Here is a 19,380-nt window from a genome sequence, read left to right as displayed (position 1 = left end):
TTGGCCACCGCCACCGTGGCACTCCTTGCCACCACCATGGCCACCGCCGCCGTGGCCCTCCTTGCCACCACCTTGGTAACCGCCACCGCCGCCGTGACCCTCCTTCCCACCACCTTGGTAACCGCCACCGCCGCCGTGACCCTCCTTCCCACCACCTTGGTAACCGCCACCGTGGTCACCGCCGTGGCCACCGCCCGCTCCGGTAGGTCCAGTAGGTCCAGTAGGTCCGTCCGGACCGGCGGGTCCGGTAGCGCCCGTCGCACCATTGAGACCGGTCGCACCCGTCGCACCGTTCGGACCCGTCGCACCATTGGGACCGGTCGCATCCGTCGCACCCGTCGCACCGTTCGGACCCGTCGCACCCGTCGCACCGTTCGGACCCGCCGCACCATTGGGACCGGTCGCACCCGTCGGTCCGGTCGGGCCCGTGGGCCCGGCAGGCCCGACAGTGCAGGCCGCCCTGGTGATGGTGTTGTCGTCCGGGGTGACCTCACCATTGCGCGCCAGGGCCCGGCCCTCGATCGCCGTGCCGGTCTGTGCATGGAAGGAGTTGGTCCCAATGGTGGCCGAACTGCCCACCTGCCAGAACACATTGCACGCCTGAGCCCCATTGATGAGGCTGACATTGCTTGCCGACCCCGTGATCAAAGTGCTGGCAATCTGGAAGATGAAGACAGCACTGGGGTCCCCCTCCGCATCGAGGGTGACGGTACCGCTGTTCGCCAGCGGCCCGGTGGAGTTGTAGACGCCGGGCGTCAGCGTCACTCCGGCGAGATCCCCCGCCACACTGGCGGTCGGAGCCCGACCGGCCGCGTCGTTGTAGGCGATGGTCAGGTCGGACTGGGCCTGGAGAGCCGCGGCGTTTCCCACGTTCTGAGAGCCGTTGACGATGCCGGGCGGAAATCCCGTCACCGAGGACCCCGGGCTGAGCCCCAGGTCTCCATTGATGACGCTGGGGCCGGTGTTGGTGACGGTCTGACCGGCCGGCACCGCGTAGCTGGTGTCGGTTCCCAGCGCCACCGGAGCTTCCGCCCCGTAGGCAGCGGAAGCCCACAACGTATTGGCGCTCAGCACGGTCACGCCGGACAACACGGCGAAGGTCGCCCTGAGCCAGATGCGTCTGCACCGAGTGGGCGTACGACCGTCTGGACGAGGAGCGGACGGGATGGCAGCCACAGCCATGGAAGGTGACCTTTCTCTTTCCTGAGGAAGTGCGGCTGCCGACCCGTAGTCAGTGTGTCCAGGCCACGAAGATGCACCTGAGCCACCGCGGCCGCTGGAGCGGAAGACCGCAGAGCATGCACCACCGCATTCGGAAAGTGACGGCCCGTCACTTTCCGTTCATGGAGTGCGCGGCTCATGGGAACATATGAGGAAATTAAAGCCAGTAGGCGCGGGGGTGACCTGCCCGCCTTGCGCCTTACCCTCACGCCATCGGCGGCGCCGCGTGACTCGTCCGGCTCACCGTTCCACAGTCGCTTCCGGGCAGACTCGCGCATGGGATGCCCCGTGGGGACGAGCCTGCTACCGGAAGTCCCCCTGTCCGGCGATCCTGCGCACCGTGTGCAGCAGGTACTCCTTGCGGGTGAGGGGATCGCGGTCGGTGCGCGGCCGGGCCGGGGGCGCACCTCTGACCGCCCGATAGGAGTCGAATTCGGATTCCAGGACCCCTTCGCCGCGCGTCAGGGCCGGGAGCCGCTGTTGCAGTCCGTGGACCCGGGCCGCCGGAACTTCTCCCTCCAGCACGCATACGGCACCGTTCGGGGCCGGTGTCCCGGGGACGGCACCCAGATGTGCGAGTACGGGCAGGACCGGGCCGAGCAGGTCCGTGGGGAGTTCCAGGCGGAAGCGGTGCATCGGTTCGTGGACGGTGGTGCCGGCCTGCTTCAGTGCGCTCATCAGGACCAGGGGGGTCAGATTGCGGAAATCCCCGGCGGTACTCGACATGCTCTTGTCGAAGACACCATGGGAATGACTCTGCCGGGGCCAGTAGCCGGAATGCGTCATGGTGACGACGCAATCGGTGACCTGCCAGCCGTGAATTCCTTGCCGCAGGGTCTCCCCGACGGTCTCCTCCACCGCTCTCATCAGCGAGTACGGCATCGATCCGAGTTCCACCTCCAGCCGGTATTCGATGCCGCTGCCGATCGGCGCCGGATCGACCCGAAGGCCGACGGTCGCCAGAAAGGGATTGGGGTCCTGGCCGATAATCTCGTACGCCGCACCGCTACCGTTCGGCCGTTCCAGGCAAATGGTCGTGGTCTCGCGGAAGGTGACATCGATTCCGAATTCATCGGCGAGCGTCGCCTGGATCACTTCCTTCTGCACCTCGCCGTAGAGCGAGACGGACACTTCTTTCCGGACGCCGTCCTGACGCAGATTGATCAATGGGTCCTGTTCGGCGAGTTGCGCGAGAGCGAAATGCAGCGCGCCCCTGTTCACCGGAGCACTGGGGACCACGACCGATTCCAGTGTCGGCGGGGCAAACCAATCCCGCCGCCCGGTCGTGTCCGGTTCGCCGACCGTGTCGCCGACCCGGATGCCGCCGAGCCCCCGGAGCCTGGCGATCCGGCCGGCTCCGACCGCCGCCCCGCGCAGGGCCGAACCGCGGTCGAAGACACTGATCGCGGTCACTCTCCCCTCACCGCGCCCGCCCCCGCCGCGCCCGTCTCCGCCGCCGCCCACGTGTCCGTCGCTCCGGCCGAACGGCAGCCGGTCGCGGACCCGTACCGTGCCCGAGAACATCCGGACGTACGCGATCTTCTCGCCGCCCGGCCCCCGCTCGACCTTGAAGACGGTGCCCGACACCGGCCCGTCGGCATCGCCCGCGCTCGCGGGCAGCAGCTCCCTGACCCCGCTGATCAGGGCGTCCACGCCCACTCCGGTGATCGCCGATCCGAAGAACACCGGATGCACCAGCGCCTGCCCGGTCTGTACCGCCAGCTCTTCGCGCAGCCTGCGGTACGGGAGCGGCGCCGCGTGCTCGACGTACGCGGCCAGCAGCGCGTCGTCGTGGTCGGTGAGAAGCTCGGCCAGCCGGTCCGTGAAGCCCGGGTCGGCCCCGGTGTACGGCGTACAGCGGGCGTCCCGGCAGCCCCGCCCCTCGACCGATCCCATGGCGATCACGGCCGGGGTGAGTTTCTCCGAAATGCTCCGCAGAAGGGATTCCTCCTGCGCGCCGCCACGATCGACCTTGTTCACGAAAATAAGCGTCGGAATGCGCAGGCGTCGCAACGTCCGCATCAGAACACGGGTCTGCGCCTGTACGCCCTCCACCGCAGAGATCACCAGCACGGCGCCGTCGAGCACGTTGAGTACCCGTTCCACCTCGGCGATGAAATCCGGGTGGCCGGGTGTGTCGATCAGATTGACCGTGATGTCGTCGATGGGAAACGAGACGACGGCGGACTTGATCGTGATGCCGCGTTGCCGTTCCAGCGCCAGGGAATCGGTCTGGGTGTTCCCGTCGTCGACGCTGCCGATCTCGTCGATGACACCGGCGGTGTGGAGCAGCCGCTCGGTCAGGCTCGTCTTACCGGCGTCGACATGCGCCAGAATTCCCAGATTCAGCGTGTGCACGAAACTCCATGTCTTCAAGATCGGTGACAATTTCCGTCTGAATGAACATGAGAGTTCCGCGCATGATCTTCTCCTCGGTCGATCGAGTGTTGGACGGGGAGTACAGCAGGCGGCCACCCCGCACTGCAACCGATTTACCAGCCGGGCATTCACTGAGCCGGGGATGCCTGCCGGAACCTGCGTGCCCGCCTCCTGCGCTTTCATACCCGGCAGCCGAGGACAAGCAGATCAGTGTCTACGCATCGGCGGGCCGCGTACGCCGTTATGCAAATTCAAAGTATGACTCCGGGCGGAGTCCCGCCGGGCACCGCGCGCGCACGTCTCGCCGGACAAGGAGAGCAAGTCTTCTCAACTCCATTTCCCCAACGGGCTGTTCAAGCCCATCGGGGGTCATTGCCGAGCCGGGCGGCGATTGGGCCGCCGCGCCGAAGCGTCGGCAAACGAGTGGACGGTCGTCGCCCAAACCTCACGTGGCGCTGCGTGCAGTCCAACGGGTGATTATTGGCTTTTCGCCACCCGAAGGGCCCACGACATGGCCCCAATGCGGCATTTTGCGCTGGCGCGAAGTGACATTCGGACTGACGGTAGATCATGTCGCCACTGCGCCACACTGAGTCGACCCCCTGTCACTCTCCGCAGTTGCGGCGGAAGGAATGTGTTCAGATGCGCTCTGCCCGCACACTGTTCGCTTCGGCCGCTGTCACCGCGGTCCTTGCCATTACCGGTCCCTCCGCCTACGCCATGGCCACGGCCGCGGATTCGGGACACCACAAGGGATCCTCGTCCTCGCACAGCGACAAGAACGGAAGGTCCGACTCTGACGAAGGCGGCCGCGGCGGCGACGAGGGCGGCCGCGGCGGCGACGAGGGCGGTCGTGGCGGCGATGAGGGCGGCCGCGGCGGCGACGAAGGCGGCCGCGGCGGCGACGAAGGCGGCCGCGGCGGCGACGAGGGTGGTCGTGGCGGCGATGAGGGCGGCCGCGGCGGCGACGAGGGCGGCCGCGGCGGCGACAAGGGCAAGCCCAGCGGCGGCGTTCAGGCCGGCGGCGGCTTCATGGCCCGGGTCGTCACCGGCGACGAAGGTGGTCGCGGCGACGACGAGGGTGGCCGCGGCGGCGACAAGGGCGGTCGCGGCGACGACGAGGGTGGCCGCGGCGGCGACAAGGGCGGTCGCGGCGACGACGAGGGTGGCCGCGGCGGCGACGAAGGCGGCCGCGGCGGCGACGAAGGCGGCCGCGGCGGCGACAAGGGCAAGCCCAGCGGTGGCGTTCAGGCCGGCGGCGGCTTCATGGCCCGGGTCGTCACCGACGACGAAGGCGGTCGCGGCGGCGACGAAGGTGGCCGCGGCGGCGCCGACGAGGGCGGCCGTGGCGGCGACGAAGGCGGTCGCGGCGGTGAGAAGGGCGGTCGCGGCGGCGACGAAGGTGGCCGCGGCGGCGACGAAGGTGGCCGCGGCGGCGACGAAGGTGGCCGCGGCGGCGACGAAGGTGGCCGCGGCGGCCGTAACGAGGGCAAGCCCAGCGGTGGCGTCAACGCCGGTGGCGGCGGGATGGCTACGACCAGCAGCAACCTGGCTGCCGGCTCGGCGCTGCTGATCGGTGGCATCGGCTTCGGTGCATACAAGCTGCGCCGTCGCCAGTCGTCGGGCGGTGCGATCGCCTGACCGGGCCCAACGGCTGACCGGTCGTTTCGTTTGTCGCGGCCGTCGTCCCTCGGGGCGGCGGCCGCGGCGGCTTCGATTGCACCACCGCCCCCACCCCCGCACCCCCCTCTCCCCTCTCCCCTCTCCAACACCGCACAACCGAAAGGCACGTTCCCATGGCCGCCCCGCAGTCTCCCGGCTCCATCCCAACCCGGACTGCCCCCGGAACCACACTGGGCCGCGCCTTGATGTGGCCCGCCGTGGCAGCCGGGGTCGGCATGCTCCTGATCTACAACTCGATCGAAACCTCGGTCGACGACAAGCCGTCGGCCCGACCCGCCGCCATCGCGCCCGCGGCCGTACCCGAGGTCCTCGGCTCCCATGCCGCGCCCCGACCCGTCACCCCGTCGGCGCCCGCCGTCGGCCCGGCGATGTCGCGTTCCGTCCCGACGCGGCTGCAGATTCCGTCCCTCGCCGTCAAGGCACCGTTCACCGACCTGTCCATCGGCGCCGACGGTCAACTGAACCCGCCGCCCCCGAACGACAGCAACTTGGTGGGCTGGTTCAAGGGCGGTGTCACCCCTGGCGAGCGTGGTGCCGCGATCGTGGCGGGCCATGTCGACACGACGACCGGTCCGGCCGTGTTCCTGCAGCTCCAGTTCCTCAAGCCGGGTTCCACGGTCGACATCACCCGCGCCGACGGCTCGGTCGCCACATTCAAGGTCGACGCCGTCGAGACGTTCAGCAAGGCGAAGTTCCCGAACAAGCGCGTCTACTCGGACACCCCGTCCGCGCAGCTGCGCCTGATCACCTGCGGCGGCCCGTACAACAGGAAGGCCAAGCACTACGAGGACAACGTGGTGGCCTTCGCCCACCTCGAATCCTCCAAGAATGGCTGACGGCCGGTCGGCGATCGACGCCGGGATACAACCATCCGCCGGACCGCGAACCGTACGGGGCGGTGCGGACCCCGAGTCCGCACCGCCCCGTACCCGCTTCTTCCTCAGCGCCGCAGACCGTCACCCTTGACCACCGTGACGAACGACGTCCAGGCCGAGGCCGCGAAGACGACGGCCGGTCCGTGCGGGTCCTTGCTGTCACGGACGGGGACGCAGGCGGTGCAGCCGTCGTTCACTTCGAGGCAATCGCCGCCGCTGTCGCCGCTGTACGAGGACTTGCGCCACGCGGGCAGGGCCGAGGCGTCCGGGACGATGTGCTCACTGCGCTTCATGCTCGTAATCCTCCGCGACCGACCTGATGAGGGCCAGGGACGCTTTGTGTGAGAGCGCATCCCCCAGTGCGTGATCGTATGCGGCCTGGCAGTCACGCACTACACCCGGAATCTCCCAGACCTTGCCCGACTTGAGGCCTTCCATGTAAGCGACGGGCGGTAGTTCCTCGAACCACATGAGCTTGACGGCACCTTCGAGCAAGGAGTGGTAACCCGCACCGAACGGGAGTACGTGGATACGGACACGACGTCGTTCCCCCAACTCCACGATGTGCCACAGTTGTTCGGCCATGACAGCCGGACCGCCAACGCAACGTCTGATTGCGGCCTCATCAAGCACCGCCCACACCACCGGCGAGTGAAAGTTCTCAAGGATTCGGGTTCGCTCGAGTCGCGTGACAAGCAGCCCGTCACGCTCCTCGTCACTCTTGGCCGGATAGCCCGAGCTGAGCACCTGCCGCGCATACGCCTCCGTCTGGAGAAGCCCTGGCACCAGGGTGCAGGCGTACTGGCGGATCACCGACGCCTGGCGTTCCAACTCCGCCGCAGCCTCGAAGTGTTCGGCAACCTTCCGCCCGTCCAACGTAGGCAGAAACCGCACGAAGAAGCCGCCCGTCTCCAGCACCTGGTCCAGCCTCTCGGCGTCCTCCACCGAGGGCCTCCGGCGCCCCGCCTCCATGTGCGCCAGGTGTGTGCGCGAGAGGATCGCACGTCGGCTCAGCTGTTCCTGCGTGAGCCCGGCCGTCTCCCGGCGGCTGCGCAACTCCTCGCCGTACGAGACCCGGGATTCGGGATTGTCCTCGATCGCCATCGGCAACTCCCTTGCGTGCGAAGCGCGTCGTCACTCTGAACCCTCTGGCGAGCGTATCCGCAAGTACCTCACTCTATGGCGTGAATCACCAACACAGAGTGAGAGGCAGAGTAATGACGACGCCCTTCGGGCAGGACGCCTTCGTCGCCCACACCGGCACCGACGTCTATGGCCCCGGCAAGGTCATCGAGGTCGACGGGGACCATCGGCGCGTACGGTTCGTCCACTTCGTGGCGACCATCAGCGCGGGCGATCTGCGCGACGCCTCACCCGAGGAGACCCATGTCATCCAGGCCTGGCTCAAGCGGAAGCAGGAGCGCTACGGCGGCGAGTGGTGAGACTTCGCGAAGTGACCGTGCGTGTACGCACGTTGCTGTACGGTGACCAATAAAACGGCCCCTATCGCTGGTTGCACCCGGCGACAAGGGCCTACACCGTCAGTGCCTACCCTCCACAAGGAGCACCAACAATGCTTCGGCATGTTATCGCCCCCGTTCGTTTCTTTTCCCAGGTGCCCAACGAGATCCTCCGACATCCCCGGCTGTCGTCCGACGCGGTCCGTATCCTCACCTGGCAGCTCTCCCTCCCCCAGGACGCCGACGAGTCCCTCTCCCGTACCGCAGCCCGTGCCGGAATCAAGAAGGGCGCCTTCAACCGCGCCAAGGCGCAGCTCAAGGAGGAAGGGTACGTACACGAGTGGCGGCAACAAGGGCTGCGCGGCCTCTGGAACACCGTGCAGCTCGTGTCGTCCGTACCGCTGACCGCCGAGGAGGCCCTCGCCGTGCGCGCGGGGCGTCCGACGGCCGCCTGTCCGGCCGCCGGCCGGCCGAGGGTTCGGGTCGCCGGTCGTCATCCCGAAAACACCCCCGAAGGGAACACCTCCAACCCTCCCCCGTGCCCGGCCCCCGAGCCGGTGCCGGCGTCCGAACCGGGGCCCGAACCGGGCTGTGCGGCACGGGAGTTGACCGACAGTCTCATCGCCCTGGATCCCCGCCTGACCGTGCCGCGCGGCATGGTCCCGCAGCTCGTCGCGCTCGCCTCCGAGTGGCTGACCCTCGGGCACACCGCCGATGACGTACGCGCGGACGTCCGGCGCAGCCTGCCTGGGCAGGGGCAGGCCATCCACCGGCCCGGCGGCCTCCTGCGCTACGTGCTCCGCGAGCCGAGGCCCGTGACGCCACCCACCCCGCCGACGCCGCCCGCCCCGCCGTCCCGCCTGTCCCACATGCGGGAATGCGCCGGGCCTCACGTACAGCCGCTGCTCTTCACCCCGGTGGGAGACGAGGAGTTGTGCGGTTCGTGCCAGAGCGCGGCACCTCAGCGGGAATCGACGGCTGCGGCCACCCTGCGCAGTGCGGCAGCCGTGCGTGCGGGGATGCCCGGCCGGCTCGCCCGCCCACGCCGCTGAACGGACAGGCCCTGGAGCCGGCCCTTCTCGCGGGCGAACCGGACCGCCTCCGCCCGATTGCGGGCCGCCGTCTTCTGGGGTGCCATGGCGCGGCAGTCGCGGACCGTCCCCTGCGAGAAGCGGCGCGTGCGGCGAAGCGATGGCCGGGGGCTACTCGTGGCGTCACGTCGTGTTCGGCCTGGTCCGGACCGGCCGGCCGGTGGCGTCAAGCCCGTCCGGGGAGCCTCACTTCACCTTGTACTGACACATCTTGTCGGATTTGCCACCCTGGTTGTCCGCGACCTTCTTCCCATCGACGGTGATGACGCAGGCCGCCGCGTGGAGCATGCCGTCGGGGCCGGGCACGGAGGTGATCTTAACTCGGTTGCGTATTCGCACCGGATGCAGTCGGCTCCGGTACCCGGGCACGCCGAAAAAGTGCCGTAGCCCGGTAGTCGGCTGAGGTTCCCCGCCCGGTCGGCGCGGTGCCGGCCGGGCAGGACGAATGACGGACGGAAGCCCGCCGCCGCATCGGCGGCGAACCGCTGGCCACGACCCGTTGCTCGGAGTCGCAGGCCGGCACCTCGCGCGGTTCGCGGTCATGGGTGCTTCGGGCGGAGGTCCGCACGCACCGGCCTGCGCGGCACCCGGGCCCCGCCGCGGCGTTACAGCCAGCCCTTCTCTCGGGCGATGCGGACCGCCTCCGCGCGGTTGCGGACCGCCAGTTTCTGGATCGCCATCGAGAGGTAGTTGCGGACCGTGCCCTGTGAGAGGTGGAGCGCGGCCGCTATCTCCGCGTTCGTGGAGCCGTCCGCCGCCGTGCGCAGCACATCGCGTTCGCGGTCGGTGAGGGGGTTCGCCCCGTCGGCGAGCGCGGCGGCCGCGAGGGTGGGGTCGATGACGCGCTCCCCGGCGAGCACCTTCCGTACCGCCGAGGCCAGTTGGGCGGCCGGGGCGTCCTTCACCAGGAAGGCGTCGGCGCCCGACTCCATGGCGCGGCGCAGGTAGCCGGGGCGGCCGAAGGTGGTGACGACGACGACCTTCACGGCCGGGAGTTCGCGCCGCAGGGCCGCTGCCGCGTCGATGCCCGTCATGCCCGGCATCTCGATGTCCAGGAGCGCCACGTCGATGCGGTGCTCGTGGGCCGCGGCGAGCACCTCGTCCCCGCGGGCGACCTGGGCCACCACCTCGATGTCGGGTTCCAGGCCGAGGAGTGCCGCGAGGGCCTCGCGCACCATGGACTGGTCCTCGGCGAGGAGGAGTCTGATCATGCTCATTCCGTGGATCCTAGGCCGGATCCGAGGGGAACGGTCAGGGTGAGGGTGAAGCCTTTACCGGACCCGGACCCGGAGCGGGAGCTGCCGGCCGGGGCGATCAGCGTGCCGTCGACCGTGGCGAGGCGTTCGGTGATGCCGGTGAGGCCGTTGCCCGGTTCCGTGCCCGAAGCGCCGACGCCGTCGTCCGCGACGGTGAGTTCGAGGACCCGGCCGTCGAGGGTCTGGCGCGGGATGAGGGTGACGGTGCAGTGCCGGGCGCCGCTGTGGCGTACGACATTGGTGACGGCTTCACGCAGTGCCCAGGCGAGCACCTCCTCCGGCTTCTCGGGGACGTCCTCGGGAGCCTCGGCGGGGACGTCGGCGGTGATGCCCGCGGCGGCGAGTGCGGTACGGGCGCCGGCCAGTTCGCCGGGGAGGGTCGGACGGCGGTAGCCGGTGACGGCGCTGCGTACGTCGACCAGGGCCTGGCGGCTGACCCGTTCGATGTCCGCGACCTGCGCGGCGGCCTGCTCCGGGTGGTCGGGGAGCATCCGCCCGGCCAGTTCGCTCTTGAGCGTGATGAGCGAGAGCGAGTGGCCGAGCAGGTCGTGCAGGTCGCGGGCGAGCCGCAGCCGCTCCTCGTTGGCGGCGAGCTGGGCGACGGTCGCGCGGGCCTCGCGGAGCTGGATCGTCGTACGGATCATCTGCCGTACGCCGGTCATCGCGAAGCCGCCGAGGAGCGCGGGGAAGACCAGGGCGGTGATGATCTCGCGGGGGTGGTCGTCGGTGAGGCCGAGGAGGACCAGGACGGCGACGACCGCGGGGATCAGCCAGCGGGCGGTCCGCAGCGGCAGCGTGGCGCCGACGGAGACCGCCACGTACACGAAGAGGACCAGCCACGCGGTGCCGAGCGTCAGGAAGAGAGTGATGGCGAGGGCGCCGAGGAAGGCGATCGAGGACTGGACGACGCGCCGGTCGAGGGCCTTCGACGTATGGCGGAAGAGCAGCACCAGATAGGTGCCGACGAAGACCAGCAGACCGAGTACGCCCAGCGCGGTGCCCCACGGGGTGTGGTGGCCGTCGGCCAGGTCCTTGACCGGGGCGCTCATGAACGCGAGCCAGATACCGATCCAGAGCAGCTTGATCCAGACCTGCCGGCGGCCCGTCGGCGGGCGCCCGACCCCCACGTACTCCTCCTCGTCGTTCACGCCTTCAGGGTGTCCTTCCGGTAGAGCCAGGCCGCTCCGCCCGCGAAGACCAGGAAGTAGACGCAGAGGATGGCAACGTCCTTGCCGTGCGGCGACCCGCCCATTTCGATCGCCTGGCCGAGAGAAGCGTACGCGTGTGTGGGCAGCCATTCGGAAATGTTCTGGAGCCACTGCGGGAAGGTCACGCTGGGCATCCACAGACCGCCGAGGATGGAGAGCCCGAAGTAGATGATCATCGTGATCGGGCGGACCGCGTCACCGCTGGCGACGTAGCCGATGGCGACCCCGAGCGCGGCGAAGACCAGCGAACCGGCCCAGATGACCCCGGCCAGCGCGAACCACTGCCAGGTGTCCAGCCGTACGTGCTTGACGGTGGCGGCGACCAGGAACACGACCACGATGCAGGGCAGGGTGACCATCGCCGCGCCGGCGATCTTCGCCAGGACGTAGCCGCGGCTGGGCAGTGCGGTGAGCCGGAGCTGGCGGACCCAGCCCTTCTCGCGCTCCTTGGCGATGCGTTCGCTGTTGCCCATGAGGACGGCGGTCAGCGCGCCGAAGGAGGCCATCGAGACCATGAAGAAGGCCTGGAAGGTGAGGTCGCTGTCCGGGACCTTGTCCGTGGTGTTCCGGGTGCCGGAGATCAGTAGGTAGATCACCGACGGGTAGATGACCGAGAAGAACATGAACTTCTTGTTCCGCAGGGTGCGGGTCACTTCGAGCCTGATGAGAGTGTTCACTGGGTCCTGGCCTCCTCGGCCTCGGTGATGGCGACGAAGGCCTGCTCCAGGCCGAGTCCCGCGACTTCGAGTTCGCGCGGGTAGAGGCCGAGCCCGTAGACCGCGTGGACGGTCGCGTCGGCGTTGTGCGACTGGATACGGACCCGGTTGCCGGTGATGTCGAGCGTGGCGAGGAACGGCAGTCCGCGCAGGGCCGCCTCGTCGACCGGGCCCTCCACCTCGAAGGAGATCCGGCGGGCCCCGGCCTTCGCCTTGATCTCGGCGGCGGTGCCGTCGGCCAGCAGCCGGCCCTTGTGGAGGACGAGGACGCGGTCGGCGATCGCGTCGGCCTCTTCGAGGTAGTGGGTGGCGAACAGGACGGTGCGGCCCTGCTCGGCCTGCTCGCGCATCGTGGCCCAGAAGGCCTGGCGGGCCGTGACGTCCATGCCGGTGGTCGGCTCGTCGAGGACGATCAGGTCGTTGGCCCCGGCGGTGGCGAGCGCGAACCGTACGCGCTGCTCCTGGCCGCCGGAGAGCTTGTTGACCATGCGGTCGGCGATCTGCGCGATACCGGCGCGGGACAGCACCTCGCCCACCGGGTAGGGCCTGGGGTGCAGATCGCAGGCGAGGCGGACGAGTTCCCCGACCGTGACGTCCTCCATCAGGCCGCCGCTCTGCAGCATCGCTCCGACGCGGCCCGCGGCGATGGCGCCCTGCGGGGTGGTGCCGAAGACCCGGACCGAACCGGAGTCCGCGGTGCGCAGGCCGAGCAGCAGATCCAGGGTGGAGGACTTTCCGGCACCGTTGGGGCCGAGGAGCGCCACGGTCTCGCCGGGGTGCAGATCGAGGGTGAGTCCGTCGACGGCGCGCACCGCTCCGTACGCCTTGCTGACCCGGTCGAAGCGGACCACGGCGGTCTTGGCTCCGGTGGTCTCGGGGGCTGTCGTTGTCATGCGTCCAGCGTGGCGGAGCGGGGGGTGGGCCCGGCAGGGCCGCGGGTCGTGGAAACGGAATGACAGATGTCATGCGGAGCGCGTGACGCCGGACGCCGGTGGGTGTGGCGGGCGGGGCGGGCCGGCGTCCGAAGTCCCTGTGGGCCGTACGCCGGCCCGGACACGGCGCCGCCCCCGGCCGGGGGTCCGGACGGGGGCGGGGCGGTGTACGGGTGTGCGGGTGCGGTTATCCGTTGCCGCCGAGGTCGATCGTGACGGTCCGCTCGACGGGGGTCCTGCCGACCAGTGCGGTCTGCATGGCGGCCGCCACGTCGTCCGCACTGAGCTGGTGCTTCTTGCCATCACCCTTGGTGATCATGACGCCGTCGAAGACGCCTTCACAGAGGGTGTCGATGGCCTTCTTGTCGTAGTGCTCGACCAGCCGGCCCTTGACCGGCACCATCGTCAGGATCTTCGGCAGCGACTTGGCCGGGCCGAACTGGATCTGCTTGGGACCGGCCTTGATGGTGATCAGGCCGGACATCGCGGGCTGCGCGAATTCCTTCATCGCCCGGTCCAGTTCGGCCTGGCTGATGGTGGGTTCGCGGCTGGTGACGGGCAGTTGGACGGTGGCCGTCCGGCCGGTCTCCACCTGGGCCCGGTACGCGTCACGCACCGAGATCAGCGACTGGTTGACGTCCAGCGCCTTGCCCGCCTTGCCGGGTACGGCGACGGCCTTGCCCGGTTCGAAGCGGATCGTGCCGTCGTTGGCCGAGCCGGAGACGCCCGCCAGATCCGTCAGCGCGACCCCGAGCTTCTCCTCGTCCACCGGGATCACCGGGTCGACGACGCGCTTGCTGCCGAAGAGGGAGCCGATGACGGAGAGCGGGTTGTAGTCGCTGCCCGCGGCCGAGCGCACGGTCTCCTGGCTGTCCAGGCCGAGCCCCGCCTTGTCCGGTGCGAGCTCGGTCTTCCTGCCGTCCACGGACAGCTGGAGGGGGGCCTCGGCGCGCTTGCCGAGGGCGGTGTCCAGCTTCGCGACGCCCTCCTCCTTCGTGCCGCCGCCGATGTCGACACCGAGGACCGTGGTGCCCTTGGGAACGTCGGAGTGGTTCATCAGCAGCCCGGCGCCGTACGCGACACCGAGCAGACCGACGACACCGGCGCAGAGGAGGACCAGCTTGGAGCGGCCCTTCTTCTTCGCGGGCGGGGCCGCCGGGGCGGGGCGCGCGGCGGGGGCGGGCGACGGGGTGGCGGGACCGCCGGGCCCGGCCGGACCGGTGCCCATCGCGTCGTCCGCGAGACCGGGCGTCAGGTCGGGACGTCCACCGCCGGGGCCGCCCGCGCCCACGAACGGGGACGGGGGCGGGAACGGCGAGCGGTGCTCCGGCGGGACGACGGGGATGCCGCTGGTGAGCGTGTCACCCGAGACGTTGCCGCCCCGGCCGGCGGAGGCCGGGCCCGGCGACTGGGGCGTCAGCACCGCAGTGTCGTCGGACATCCGCGGAGGCACGCCACCGGGGGCGCCGGGACCCTGACCCTGCGGGCCCGCGGAACCCCCGGGGCCCGCCGTGTCGAAGCCGACCGCCCCGTCGAGGTTCGGGGTCAGGGACGACGTACCGGTGACGCCCGTGGTCGGTCCGGAGGGTCCGGGCGTACGCACGCCGAGGTTGGGCGTGGGGCGCGGGCCGCCGGATGCGCGGGGGCTGAGCTCGTCGAGGGCGCTGCCGGGGCGGGGCGGGTCCTGCTCGCCGGTGCGCTGCGGACCGTCCGAGAAGTACGGCAGGTCGGCGCGGGGCGGGGTGGGCGCGGCGCCCTTGGGGCCGTCGGCGCCACCGGGCGCGCCGGAGCCGACGACCGAGGTGTTCGTGGGGGCTTTGCGCGGGGCGAACCAGTCGCCGCCGTTCTTCTCCCTGGCCGGCTTCTCGGCAGCCGGTTCCGCCCTCGCCGAGCCGGGCCGTGCCTCGGCGGCCGGTGCGGTGTCGGCCGCGTCCGACGCGCCGCTCGGCCCGGGCGAGGCGGGGCGCGGGATGCTGCTCGTGCGCTCGGCTTCGGTGGCGTCGGCGTCGGCCATGGGCGTACGCATGACGACGGGCGGGATGGGACGCGAGCCCGGGATGTTGATCCGGATGCGCGTCGTCAGCGTCGTCTCGGTCCTCGGTTCTTCGGACCGAGGCGGATCCGCAGGCTCCGGGGCCCCCTCCGGGGCGTCCTGCGAAGGGTGCAGCGACGGATACTGGCGGGATCCGTACGGCGGCGTCCCCGAGGGGTACGCGGCTCCTCCACGCCTCTGAGGCCCGGAGGACGAACTGTCAGTTTCACGACTCAAAGCAGGTTCTCCCGATTGGCTCCGCCGCCCGTACTTCCCCCATGCCGCAGGCCAGGGGACGGCTCGGCGCGCGAACCACCTTACTGGCCGCCGCCGACAGACATTCCGCGACCGGGGGAAACGACTGCGCGACCGCCGGACGGACAAGGGGCATTACGGGATCGGACGTGGCACATTACTTGCCAGGTCGGCCGCTGTCGGCGTCCGTTCGCGGCGACCGCGACATCGTGGCACAGATCACAGCAACGGCCATCCCGCCCAGCATGAAGAGGGTGAGGCCCAGTTCATCGCCGAAGACATAGTCACCTTCCGGTCGTCCGCCGAGCAGCACAATGACCGAAATCAGCCAGCCCGCGGCCGGGGCCAGGGCGCCGAGCTGGGTGCCGAAGACGCAGCGTCCGCCGTAGAACAGTCCGGCGCACGCGGCCAGCGCGAGCAGCAATCCGGCGGGGAACCAGGCTGCTTGGACCAGTGCCCCGGCGATCCCGACGAGCGCGCCGAGGACGGCGAGGCCCACATAGGCGGCGATCCGCCCGGGATTGAGGGGCGCGGCGAGGCCGGTGGCCGCGGTGTTCCTGGCGGGCGGGCCGGTGCGCGGTGCGCGCTGCTTGCCGTCGCTCATCGCCCAGCTCCCGATACGCCGGCTCCCGGCACGTCCGCTTCCGGTACGTCGGCTCCTGCTACGCCTGCTTCCGGTACATCCGCTTTCAGTACATCTGCTCCTGCTACATCCACTTCTGGTACGTCCGCTTCCGGTACATCTGCTCCCGGCGCATCCGCTTCCAGTACGTCTGCTCCCGGTACGTCTGCTTCCGGCAGTCCGGCGAACAGGTCGTCCTCGCGGGCCCCTTGAGGGGCCCCGGAGGCGCCGCGTACCAACTCGTAGTACTCGGTGGTGAAGACGGGCTGGCCGAGGTCGTTGGAGAGAGCGAAGAAGGGCCCGTCCACGACGATCTGGGTGGCATGGGCCCGCATCGCGGCGCTCTTGGCGGCCGCGTGGGCCGAGCCGTCGATCCCCGCGGTGATCCTCGTGTCGTCGACCACACCCGGTACGTCGTCGAGGGCGGCGATCCCCGGGAAGGCGTCCGGCGCCGTCGCCCGCAGGCGCGCGAAGCCCTCTTCGGCGACCGAGCGCGGCACCCGGTTCCAGTAGATCTTGGCGATGGTGTGCGGGGCGTCCGGTCCGGGGCGGTACGCCGGGTCGGCGGCCAGCTCCGCCGCCCGCATCGCGACGCGGTGCGCCTGGATGTGGTCGGGGTGCCCGTAGCCGCCGTCGGTGTCGTACGTCACGAGGACCTGCGGGCGGACCGAACGGATCACCTCCACGAGGTACCCGGCGGCGTCGTCCACGTCCGCGTCCCAGAAGGCGCCGGGGCGGTGGTTCTGCTCGGCGCCCATCATTCCGGAGTCGCGGAAGCGGCCGGGGCCGCCGAGGAGGCGGTGGTCGGTGACCCCGAGCTCCTTCATCGCCGCGGCGAGTTCACCCCGGCGGTAGGGGCCCAGGGTGTCCTCCCGGTCCGCCGCGAGAGGGGCGAGGGCGGGCGGGATGATCTCGCCCTCCTCGCCGAGTGTGCAGGTCACCAGGGTCACCTGGGCACCCTCGGCCGCGTACTTGGCCATGGTGGCGCCGTTGTTGATCGACTCGTCGTCGGGGTGCGCGTGCACCAGAAGCAGACGCCGGGCGGGATGGTCCGTCATAGGGACCACCCTACGAGCCGGGCGCCTCAGACCCTGACCGCACACCGGCCGACGACGAACCGGGACGCGTAACCGGGGCTCAGAACTTGAGGCTGCCGATCATGCCGGCCACATTCGTGGTCAGGTTCGAGATGCTGGGCGCAATGGACGAGCTGGCCAGATAGAAACCGAGCAGCGCGCAGACCACCGCATGTCCGCCCTTCAGTCCGGATTTCCGGATCAGCAGGAAGACGACGATCGCCAGCAGCACCACCGCCGAAATCGAGAGTGCCACGGCGGTTCACCTCCATCAGTACGGTCGGGACGGGCAGCACACATGGAGCCAGCAGGTTCATACCCACCAAGCGCTACGGATCATAACTATCCGTGGCACCGCATTGATCGGGGCACAGCAGCACGAGGGGCGCACGACCGGGCGGTCGGGGACTAGGTTCGAGCCCATGACTTCGCAGAAGATCTCGTTTCCCCGCCAGCACGCCAGGACCATGCGATTCACCCTCGGCGCTCCCCGTGCGTTCACCGTTTCACCCGACGGTGAACGGGTGATCTTCCTTCGGTCGGGCTCGGGCACGGACCGGGCGGGCCGGCTGTGGGTGCTGGACCTGCCGGCGGGCGGGGCACCGAAGGAGCGTGTCGTCGCCGATCCCGGGACGCTGCTGGGCGGTTCGGCGGAGCGGCTGTCGGCGCAGGAGCGGGCCCGGCGCGAGCGCAGCCGTGAGGGCTCCTCGGGGATCGTCGGCTACGCGGTGGACGCGGCGGCCGAGTTGGCCGCGTTCGCGCTCTCCGGGAAGGTGTACGTCGCGGAGTTGCGGGCGGGTACGGCGCGGGCGCTGCCGGTGCCCGGTCCGGTGATCGACCCGCGGCCCTCGCCGGACGGGCGGCACATCGCGTACGTGTCCAAGGGCGCGCTGCGCGTCGTGGGCGCCGACGGCGACGGGGACCGGGCGCTCGCGGAGCCGGAGGGGGAGAACGTCTCGTACGGTCTGGCGGAGTTCATCGCGGCCGAGGAGATGCAGCGCTCGCGGGGCTTCTGGTGGTCGCCGGAGTCGGACCGGATGCTGGTCGCCCGGGTCGACGACAGCCCCGTACAGCGGTGGTGGATCGCGGATCCCGCGCACCCGGACCGCAGGCCCGCCGAGGTCGCCTACCCGGCGGCGGGGACGCCCAACGCCGAGGTGCGGCTCTTCGTGACGGGCCTGGACGGCAGCCGGACCGAAGTGGTCTGGGACCGGGCGCGCCATCCGTATCTGGCCCAGGTGCACTGGTCGTCGGAAGGCGCTCCGCTGCTCCTCGTACAGGCCCGTGACCAGCAGAGCCAGCTGTTCCTCGCGGTGGACACGGAGACCGGTACGACGCGGACGGTGCATGTCGACGAGGACCCGGTCTGGCTGGAAATCTTCCCCGGCGTGCCCGCCTGGGCGCCGGACGGGCGGCTCGTGCGGATCGCGGACGAGGGCGGGGCGCGGGTGCTCGCGGTCGGCGACCGGCTGCTGACCGGGGCGCAGTTGCAGCTCCAGGCGGTCCTGGACATCGGTGATTCGGATGTCCTCGTGTCGGCGTCGGCGGGCGAGGAGGCCGCGGAGCCGGAGATCGGCGAGAGCCATGTCTACCGGGTCAACGAACTGGGCATCGAGCGGATCTCCGCAGGGGCGGGGGTGCATTCGGCGGTCCGCGCGGGTGGGGTGACGGTGCTGGTCTCCCAGTCCCTGGAACGGCCGGGGGCCCGCGCCGAGGTGCTCCGGGGCGGCAAGCGGATCGCCACCGTGGCGAGCTTCGCGGAGGAGCCGGTCCTGTCGGCACGAGTGCTCCTCACCGAAGGGGGCGCACGGCGAATTCCGTGCGCCGTGCTGCTCCCCGACGGGTACAAGGAATCGGACGGTCCGCTTCCGGTCCTCATGGATCCGTACGGCGGACCGCACGGCCGGCGGGTGCTCGCCGCCCACAATCCGCATCTGACGTCACAGTGGTTCGCCGATCAGGGTTTCGCGGTGGTCGTCGCGGACGGCCGTGGCACGCCGGGGCGTTCACCGGGCTGGGAGAAGGCCGTCAAGGACGATCTCGTCCTCACCGTGGACGACCAGATCGAGGCGCTGCACGCGCTGGCCGGGCGGTTCCCGCTGGATCTCGGCAAGGTGGCGATCCGCGGCTGGTCGTTCGGCGGATATCTGGCGGCGCTGGCCGTGCTGCGGCGGCCGGATGTCTTCCACGCGGCGGTGGTGGGCGCTCCGGTGACCGACCAGCGGCTGTACGACACCCACTACACCGAGCGCTACCTCGGCGACCCGGCGAAGCAGCCGGAGGTGTACGCGCGCAACTCGGTGCTGACGGACGAGGGGCTCTCCGGGGCCGCGGACCAGGTCCGGCCGATGTTGATCATCCATGGTCTGGCGGACGACAACGTGGTGGTCGCGCACTCGCTCAAGCTGTCGTCGGCGCTGCTCTCGGCGGGGCGCCCGCACGAGGTGCTGCCGCTCAGCGGGGTGACGCACATGACGCCGCAGGAGCAGGTGGCCGAGAATCTGCTGCTGCTCCAAGTGGACTTCCTGAAGCGGTCGTTGGGACTGTACAAGTGATCTGATCAGGACGCCCCGG

The 19,380-nt window shown here is 70.3% G+C and carries 17 protein-coding genes and 1 pseudogene; 5 read left to right on the top strand and 13 right to left on the bottom strand.

From position 1 onward, the window contains the following. Together ACFVV1_RS01775 and ACFVV1_RS01770 are read right to left on the bottom strand one after the other, a co-directional pair. On the bottom strand, positions 1 to 1,020 hold a 1,020-nt coding region (locus ACFVV1_RS01775), incomplete at its 3' end, for an ice-binding family protein (RefSeq protein ID WP_389982899.1). A 504-nt stretch (positions 1,021 to 1,524) separates the two neighbouring features. After that, positions 1,525 to 3,579: a GTP-binding protein gene (locus ACFVV1_RS01770; RefSeq protein WP_389982897.1), complete on the bottom strand. Its 2,055-nt coding sequence runs from the start codon at positions 3,577 to 3,579 to the stop codon at positions 1,525 to 1,527. A gap of 663 nt (positions 3,580 to 4,242) precedes the next feature. Here ACFVV1_RS01770 and ACFVV1_RS01765 point away from each other — a divergent pair. Both ACFVV1_RS01765 and ACFVV1_RS01760 read left to right on the top strand, forming a co-directional pair. Further along, complete coding sequence (locus ACFVV1_RS01765) at positions 4,243 to 5,241, top strand: hypothetical protein (protein ID WP_389982894.1); 999 nt, start codon at positions 4,243 to 4,245, stop codon at positions 5,239 to 5,241. 155 nt (positions 5,242 to 5,396) lie between these two features. Then, positions 5,397 to 6,119 carry a class F sortase gene (locus ACFVV1_RS01760; protein ID WP_266748350.1) on the top strand — a complete coding sequence of 241 codons (723 nt, stop codon included), beginning with the start codon at positions 5,397 to 5,399 and terminating at the stop codon, positions 6,117 to 6,119. Between the two features lie 104 nt (positions 6,120 to 6,223). On the opposite strand, the gene ACFVV1_RS01755 is transcribed toward ACFVV1_RS01760, so the two are convergent. Both ACFVV1_RS01755 and ACFVV1_RS01750 read right to left on the bottom strand, forming a co-directional pair. Continuing rightward, the gene (locus ACFVV1_RS01755; protein WP_389982890.1) at positions 6,224 to 6,451 is read right to left on the bottom strand and encodes a DUF397 domain-containing protein; all 228 of its coding nucleotides are present in this window, start codon (positions 6,449 to 6,451) and stop codon (positions 6,224 to 6,226) included. Beyond that, positions 6,438 to 7,262 (bottom strand): Scr1 family TA system antitoxin-like transcriptional regulator, encoded by an 825-nt coding sequence (locus ACFVV1_RS01750; protein ID WP_389982888.1) that lies wholly within the window; start codon positions 7,260 to 7,262, stop codon positions 6,438 to 6,440. Before ACFVV1_RS01750 ends, ACFVV1_RS01755 begins: the two co-directional genes overlap by 14 nt. Before the next feature lie 113 nt (positions 7,263 to 7,375). On the opposite strand from ACFVV1_RS01750, the gene ACFVV1_RS01745 reads away from it, so the two are divergent. Both ACFVV1_RS01745 and ACFVV1_RS01740 read left to right on the top strand, forming a co-directional pair. Continuing rightward, complete coding sequence (locus ACFVV1_RS01745; RefSeq protein ID WP_389982885.1) at positions 7,376 to 7,600, top strand: hypothetical protein; 225 nt, start codon at positions 7,376 to 7,378, stop codon at positions 7,598 to 7,600. A 173-nt stretch (positions 7,601 to 7,773) separates the two neighbouring features. After that, positions 7,774 to 8,670, top strand: coding sequence for a hypothetical protein (locus tag ACFVV1_RS01740; protein WP_389982882.1), 897 nt, complete (start codon positions 7,774 to 7,776; stop codon positions 8,668 to 8,670). Positions 8,671 to 8,684: 14 nt separating this feature from the next. Here the strand turns inward: ACFVV1_RS01740 and ACFVV1_RS01735 are convergent. The 9 genes and pseudogenes from ACFVV1_RS01735 to ACFVV1_RS01695 all read right to left on the bottom strand — a co-directional run. After that, positions 8,685 to 8,789 (bottom strand): annotated as a pseudogene (locus ACFVV1_RS01735) (DNA-binding response regulator); the annotation flags it as partial. 525 nt (positions 8,790 to 9,314) lie between these two features. Beyond that, the gene (locus tag ACFVV1_RS01730) at positions 9,315 to 9,926 is read right to left on the bottom strand and encodes a response regulator transcription factor (protein WP_327258801.1); all 612 of its coding nucleotides are present in this window, start codon (positions 9,924 to 9,926) and stop codon (positions 9,315 to 9,317) included. Next, a complete protein-coding gene (locus ACFVV1_RS01725; RefSeq protein WP_389982879.1) occupies positions 9,923 to 11,113 on the bottom strand; it encodes a sensor histidine kinase in 1,191 nt (396 codons plus the stop codon). The genes ACFVV1_RS01730 and ACFVV1_RS01725 overlap by 4 nt, the downstream gene beginning before the upstream one ends. Further along, positions 11,110 to 11,850 carry an ABC transporter permease gene (locus ACFVV1_RS01720; RefSeq protein WP_389982876.1) on the bottom strand — a complete coding sequence of 247 codons (741 nt, stop codon included), beginning with the start codon at positions 11,848 to 11,850 and terminating at the stop codon, positions 11,110 to 11,112. Before ACFVV1_RS01720 ends, ACFVV1_RS01725 begins: the two co-directional genes overlap by 4 nt. Further along, complete coding sequence (locus ACFVV1_RS01715; RefSeq protein WP_389982873.1) at positions 11,847 to 12,782, bottom strand: ABC transporter ATP-binding protein; 936 nt, start codon at positions 12,780 to 12,782, stop codon at positions 11,847 to 11,849. Before ACFVV1_RS01715 ends, ACFVV1_RS01720 begins: the two co-directional genes overlap by 4 nt. 226 nt (positions 12,783 to 13,008) lie before the next feature. Beyond that, on the bottom strand, positions 13,009 to 14,847 hold the full coding sequence (locus ACFVV1_RS01710) for a hypothetical protein (RefSeq protein WP_389982870.1): 1,839 nt from the start codon (positions 14,845 to 14,847) through the stop codon (positions 13,009 to 13,011). A 418-nt stretch (positions 14,848 to 15,265) separates the two neighbouring features. Then, entirely contained in the window at positions 15,266 to 15,712 is a 447-nt protein-coding gene (locus ACFVV1_RS01705) for a DUF6113 family protein (RefSeq protein WP_389982867.1), read from the bottom strand. Continuing rightward, positions 15,709 to 16,788, bottom strand: a complete 1,080-nt coding sequence (mshB, locus tag ACFVV1_RS01700) for an N-acetyl-1-D-myo-inositol-2-amino-2-deoxy-alpha-D-glucopyranoside deacetylase (RefSeq protein ID WP_389982864.1) — start codon at positions 16,786 to 16,788, stop codon at positions 15,709 to 15,711. Before mshB ends, ACFVV1_RS01705 begins: the two co-directional genes overlap by 4 nt. 79 nt (positions 16,789 to 16,867) lie before the next feature. Continuing rightward, positions 16,868 to 17,062 carry a hypothetical protein gene (locus tag ACFVV1_RS01695; RefSeq protein ID WP_093896879.1) on the bottom strand — a complete coding sequence of 65 codons (195 nt, stop codon included), beginning with the start codon at positions 17,060 to 17,062 and terminating at the stop codon, positions 16,868 to 16,870. A 166-nt stretch (positions 17,063 to 17,228) separates the two neighbouring features. On the opposite strand from ACFVV1_RS01695, the gene ACFVV1_RS01690 reads away from it, so the two are divergent. After that, positions 17,229 to 19,361 (top strand): prolyl oligopeptidase family serine peptidase, encoded by a 2,133-nt coding sequence (locus ACFVV1_RS01690; RefSeq protein ID WP_389982861.1) that lies wholly within the window; start codon positions 17,229 to 17,231, stop codon positions 19,359 to 19,361. Positions 19,362 to 19,380 lie beyond the last annotated feature (19 nt).

The sequence above is a fragment of the Streptomyces sp. NPDC058092 genome (assembly GCF_042884935.1).
GTDB lineage: Bacteria > Actinomycetota > Actinomycetes > Streptomycetales > Streptomycetaceae > Streptomyces.
This window is presented reverse-complemented; position numbering and strand designations above follow the sequence as displayed.

What these genes read in the sequence shown, in the direction of transcription:
- ACFVV1_RS01765 (WP_389982894.1), top strand. Translation starts at nt 4,243, where the DNA reads ATGCGCTCTGCCCGCACACTGTTCGCTTCGGCCGCTGTCACCGCGGTC.
- ACFVV1_RS01760 (WP_266748350.1), top strand. Translation starts at nt 5,397, where the DNA reads ATGGCCGCCCCGCAGTCTCCCGGCTCCATCCCAACCCGGACTGCCCCC.
- ACFVV1_RS01755 (WP_389982890.1), bottom strand. Translation starts at nt 6,451, where the DNA reads ATGAAGCGCAGTGAGCACATCGTCCCGGACGCCTCGGCCCTGCCCGCG.
- ACFVV1_RS01750 (WP_389982888.1), bottom strand. Translation starts at nt 7,262, where the DNA reads ATGGCGATCGAGGACAATCCCGAATCCCGGGTCTCGTACGGCGAGGAG.
- ACFVV1_RS01745 (WP_389982885.1), top strand. Translation starts at nt 7,376, where the DNA reads ATGACGACGCCCTTCGGGCAGGACGCCTTCGTCGCCCACACCGGCACC.
- ACFVV1_RS01730 (WP_327258801.1), bottom strand. Translation starts at nt 9,926, where the DNA reads ATGAGCATGATCAGACTCCTCCTCGCCGAGGACCAGTCCATGGTGCGC.
- ACFVV1_RS01715 (WP_389982873.1), bottom strand. Translation starts at nt 12,782, where the DNA reads ATGACAACGACAGCCCCCGAGACCACCGGAGCCAAGACCGCCGTGGTC.
- ACFVV1_RS01710 (WP_389982870.1), bottom strand. Translation starts at nt 14,847, where the DNA reads ATGCGTACGCCCATGGCCGACGCCGACGCCACCGAAGCCGAGCGCACG.
- ACFVV1_RS01705 (WP_389982867.1), bottom strand. Translation starts at nt 15,712, where the DNA reads ATGAGCGACGGCAAGCAGCGCGCACCGCGCACCGGCCCGCCCGCCAGG.
- mshB (WP_389982864.1), bottom strand. Translation starts at nt 16,788, where the DNA reads ATGACGGACCATCCCGCCCGGCGTCTGCTTCTGGTGCACGCGCACCCC.
- ACFVV1_RS01690 (WP_389982861.1), top strand. Translation starts at nt 17,229, where the DNA reads ATGACTTCGCAGAAGATCTCGTTTCCCCGCCAGCACGCCAGGACCATG.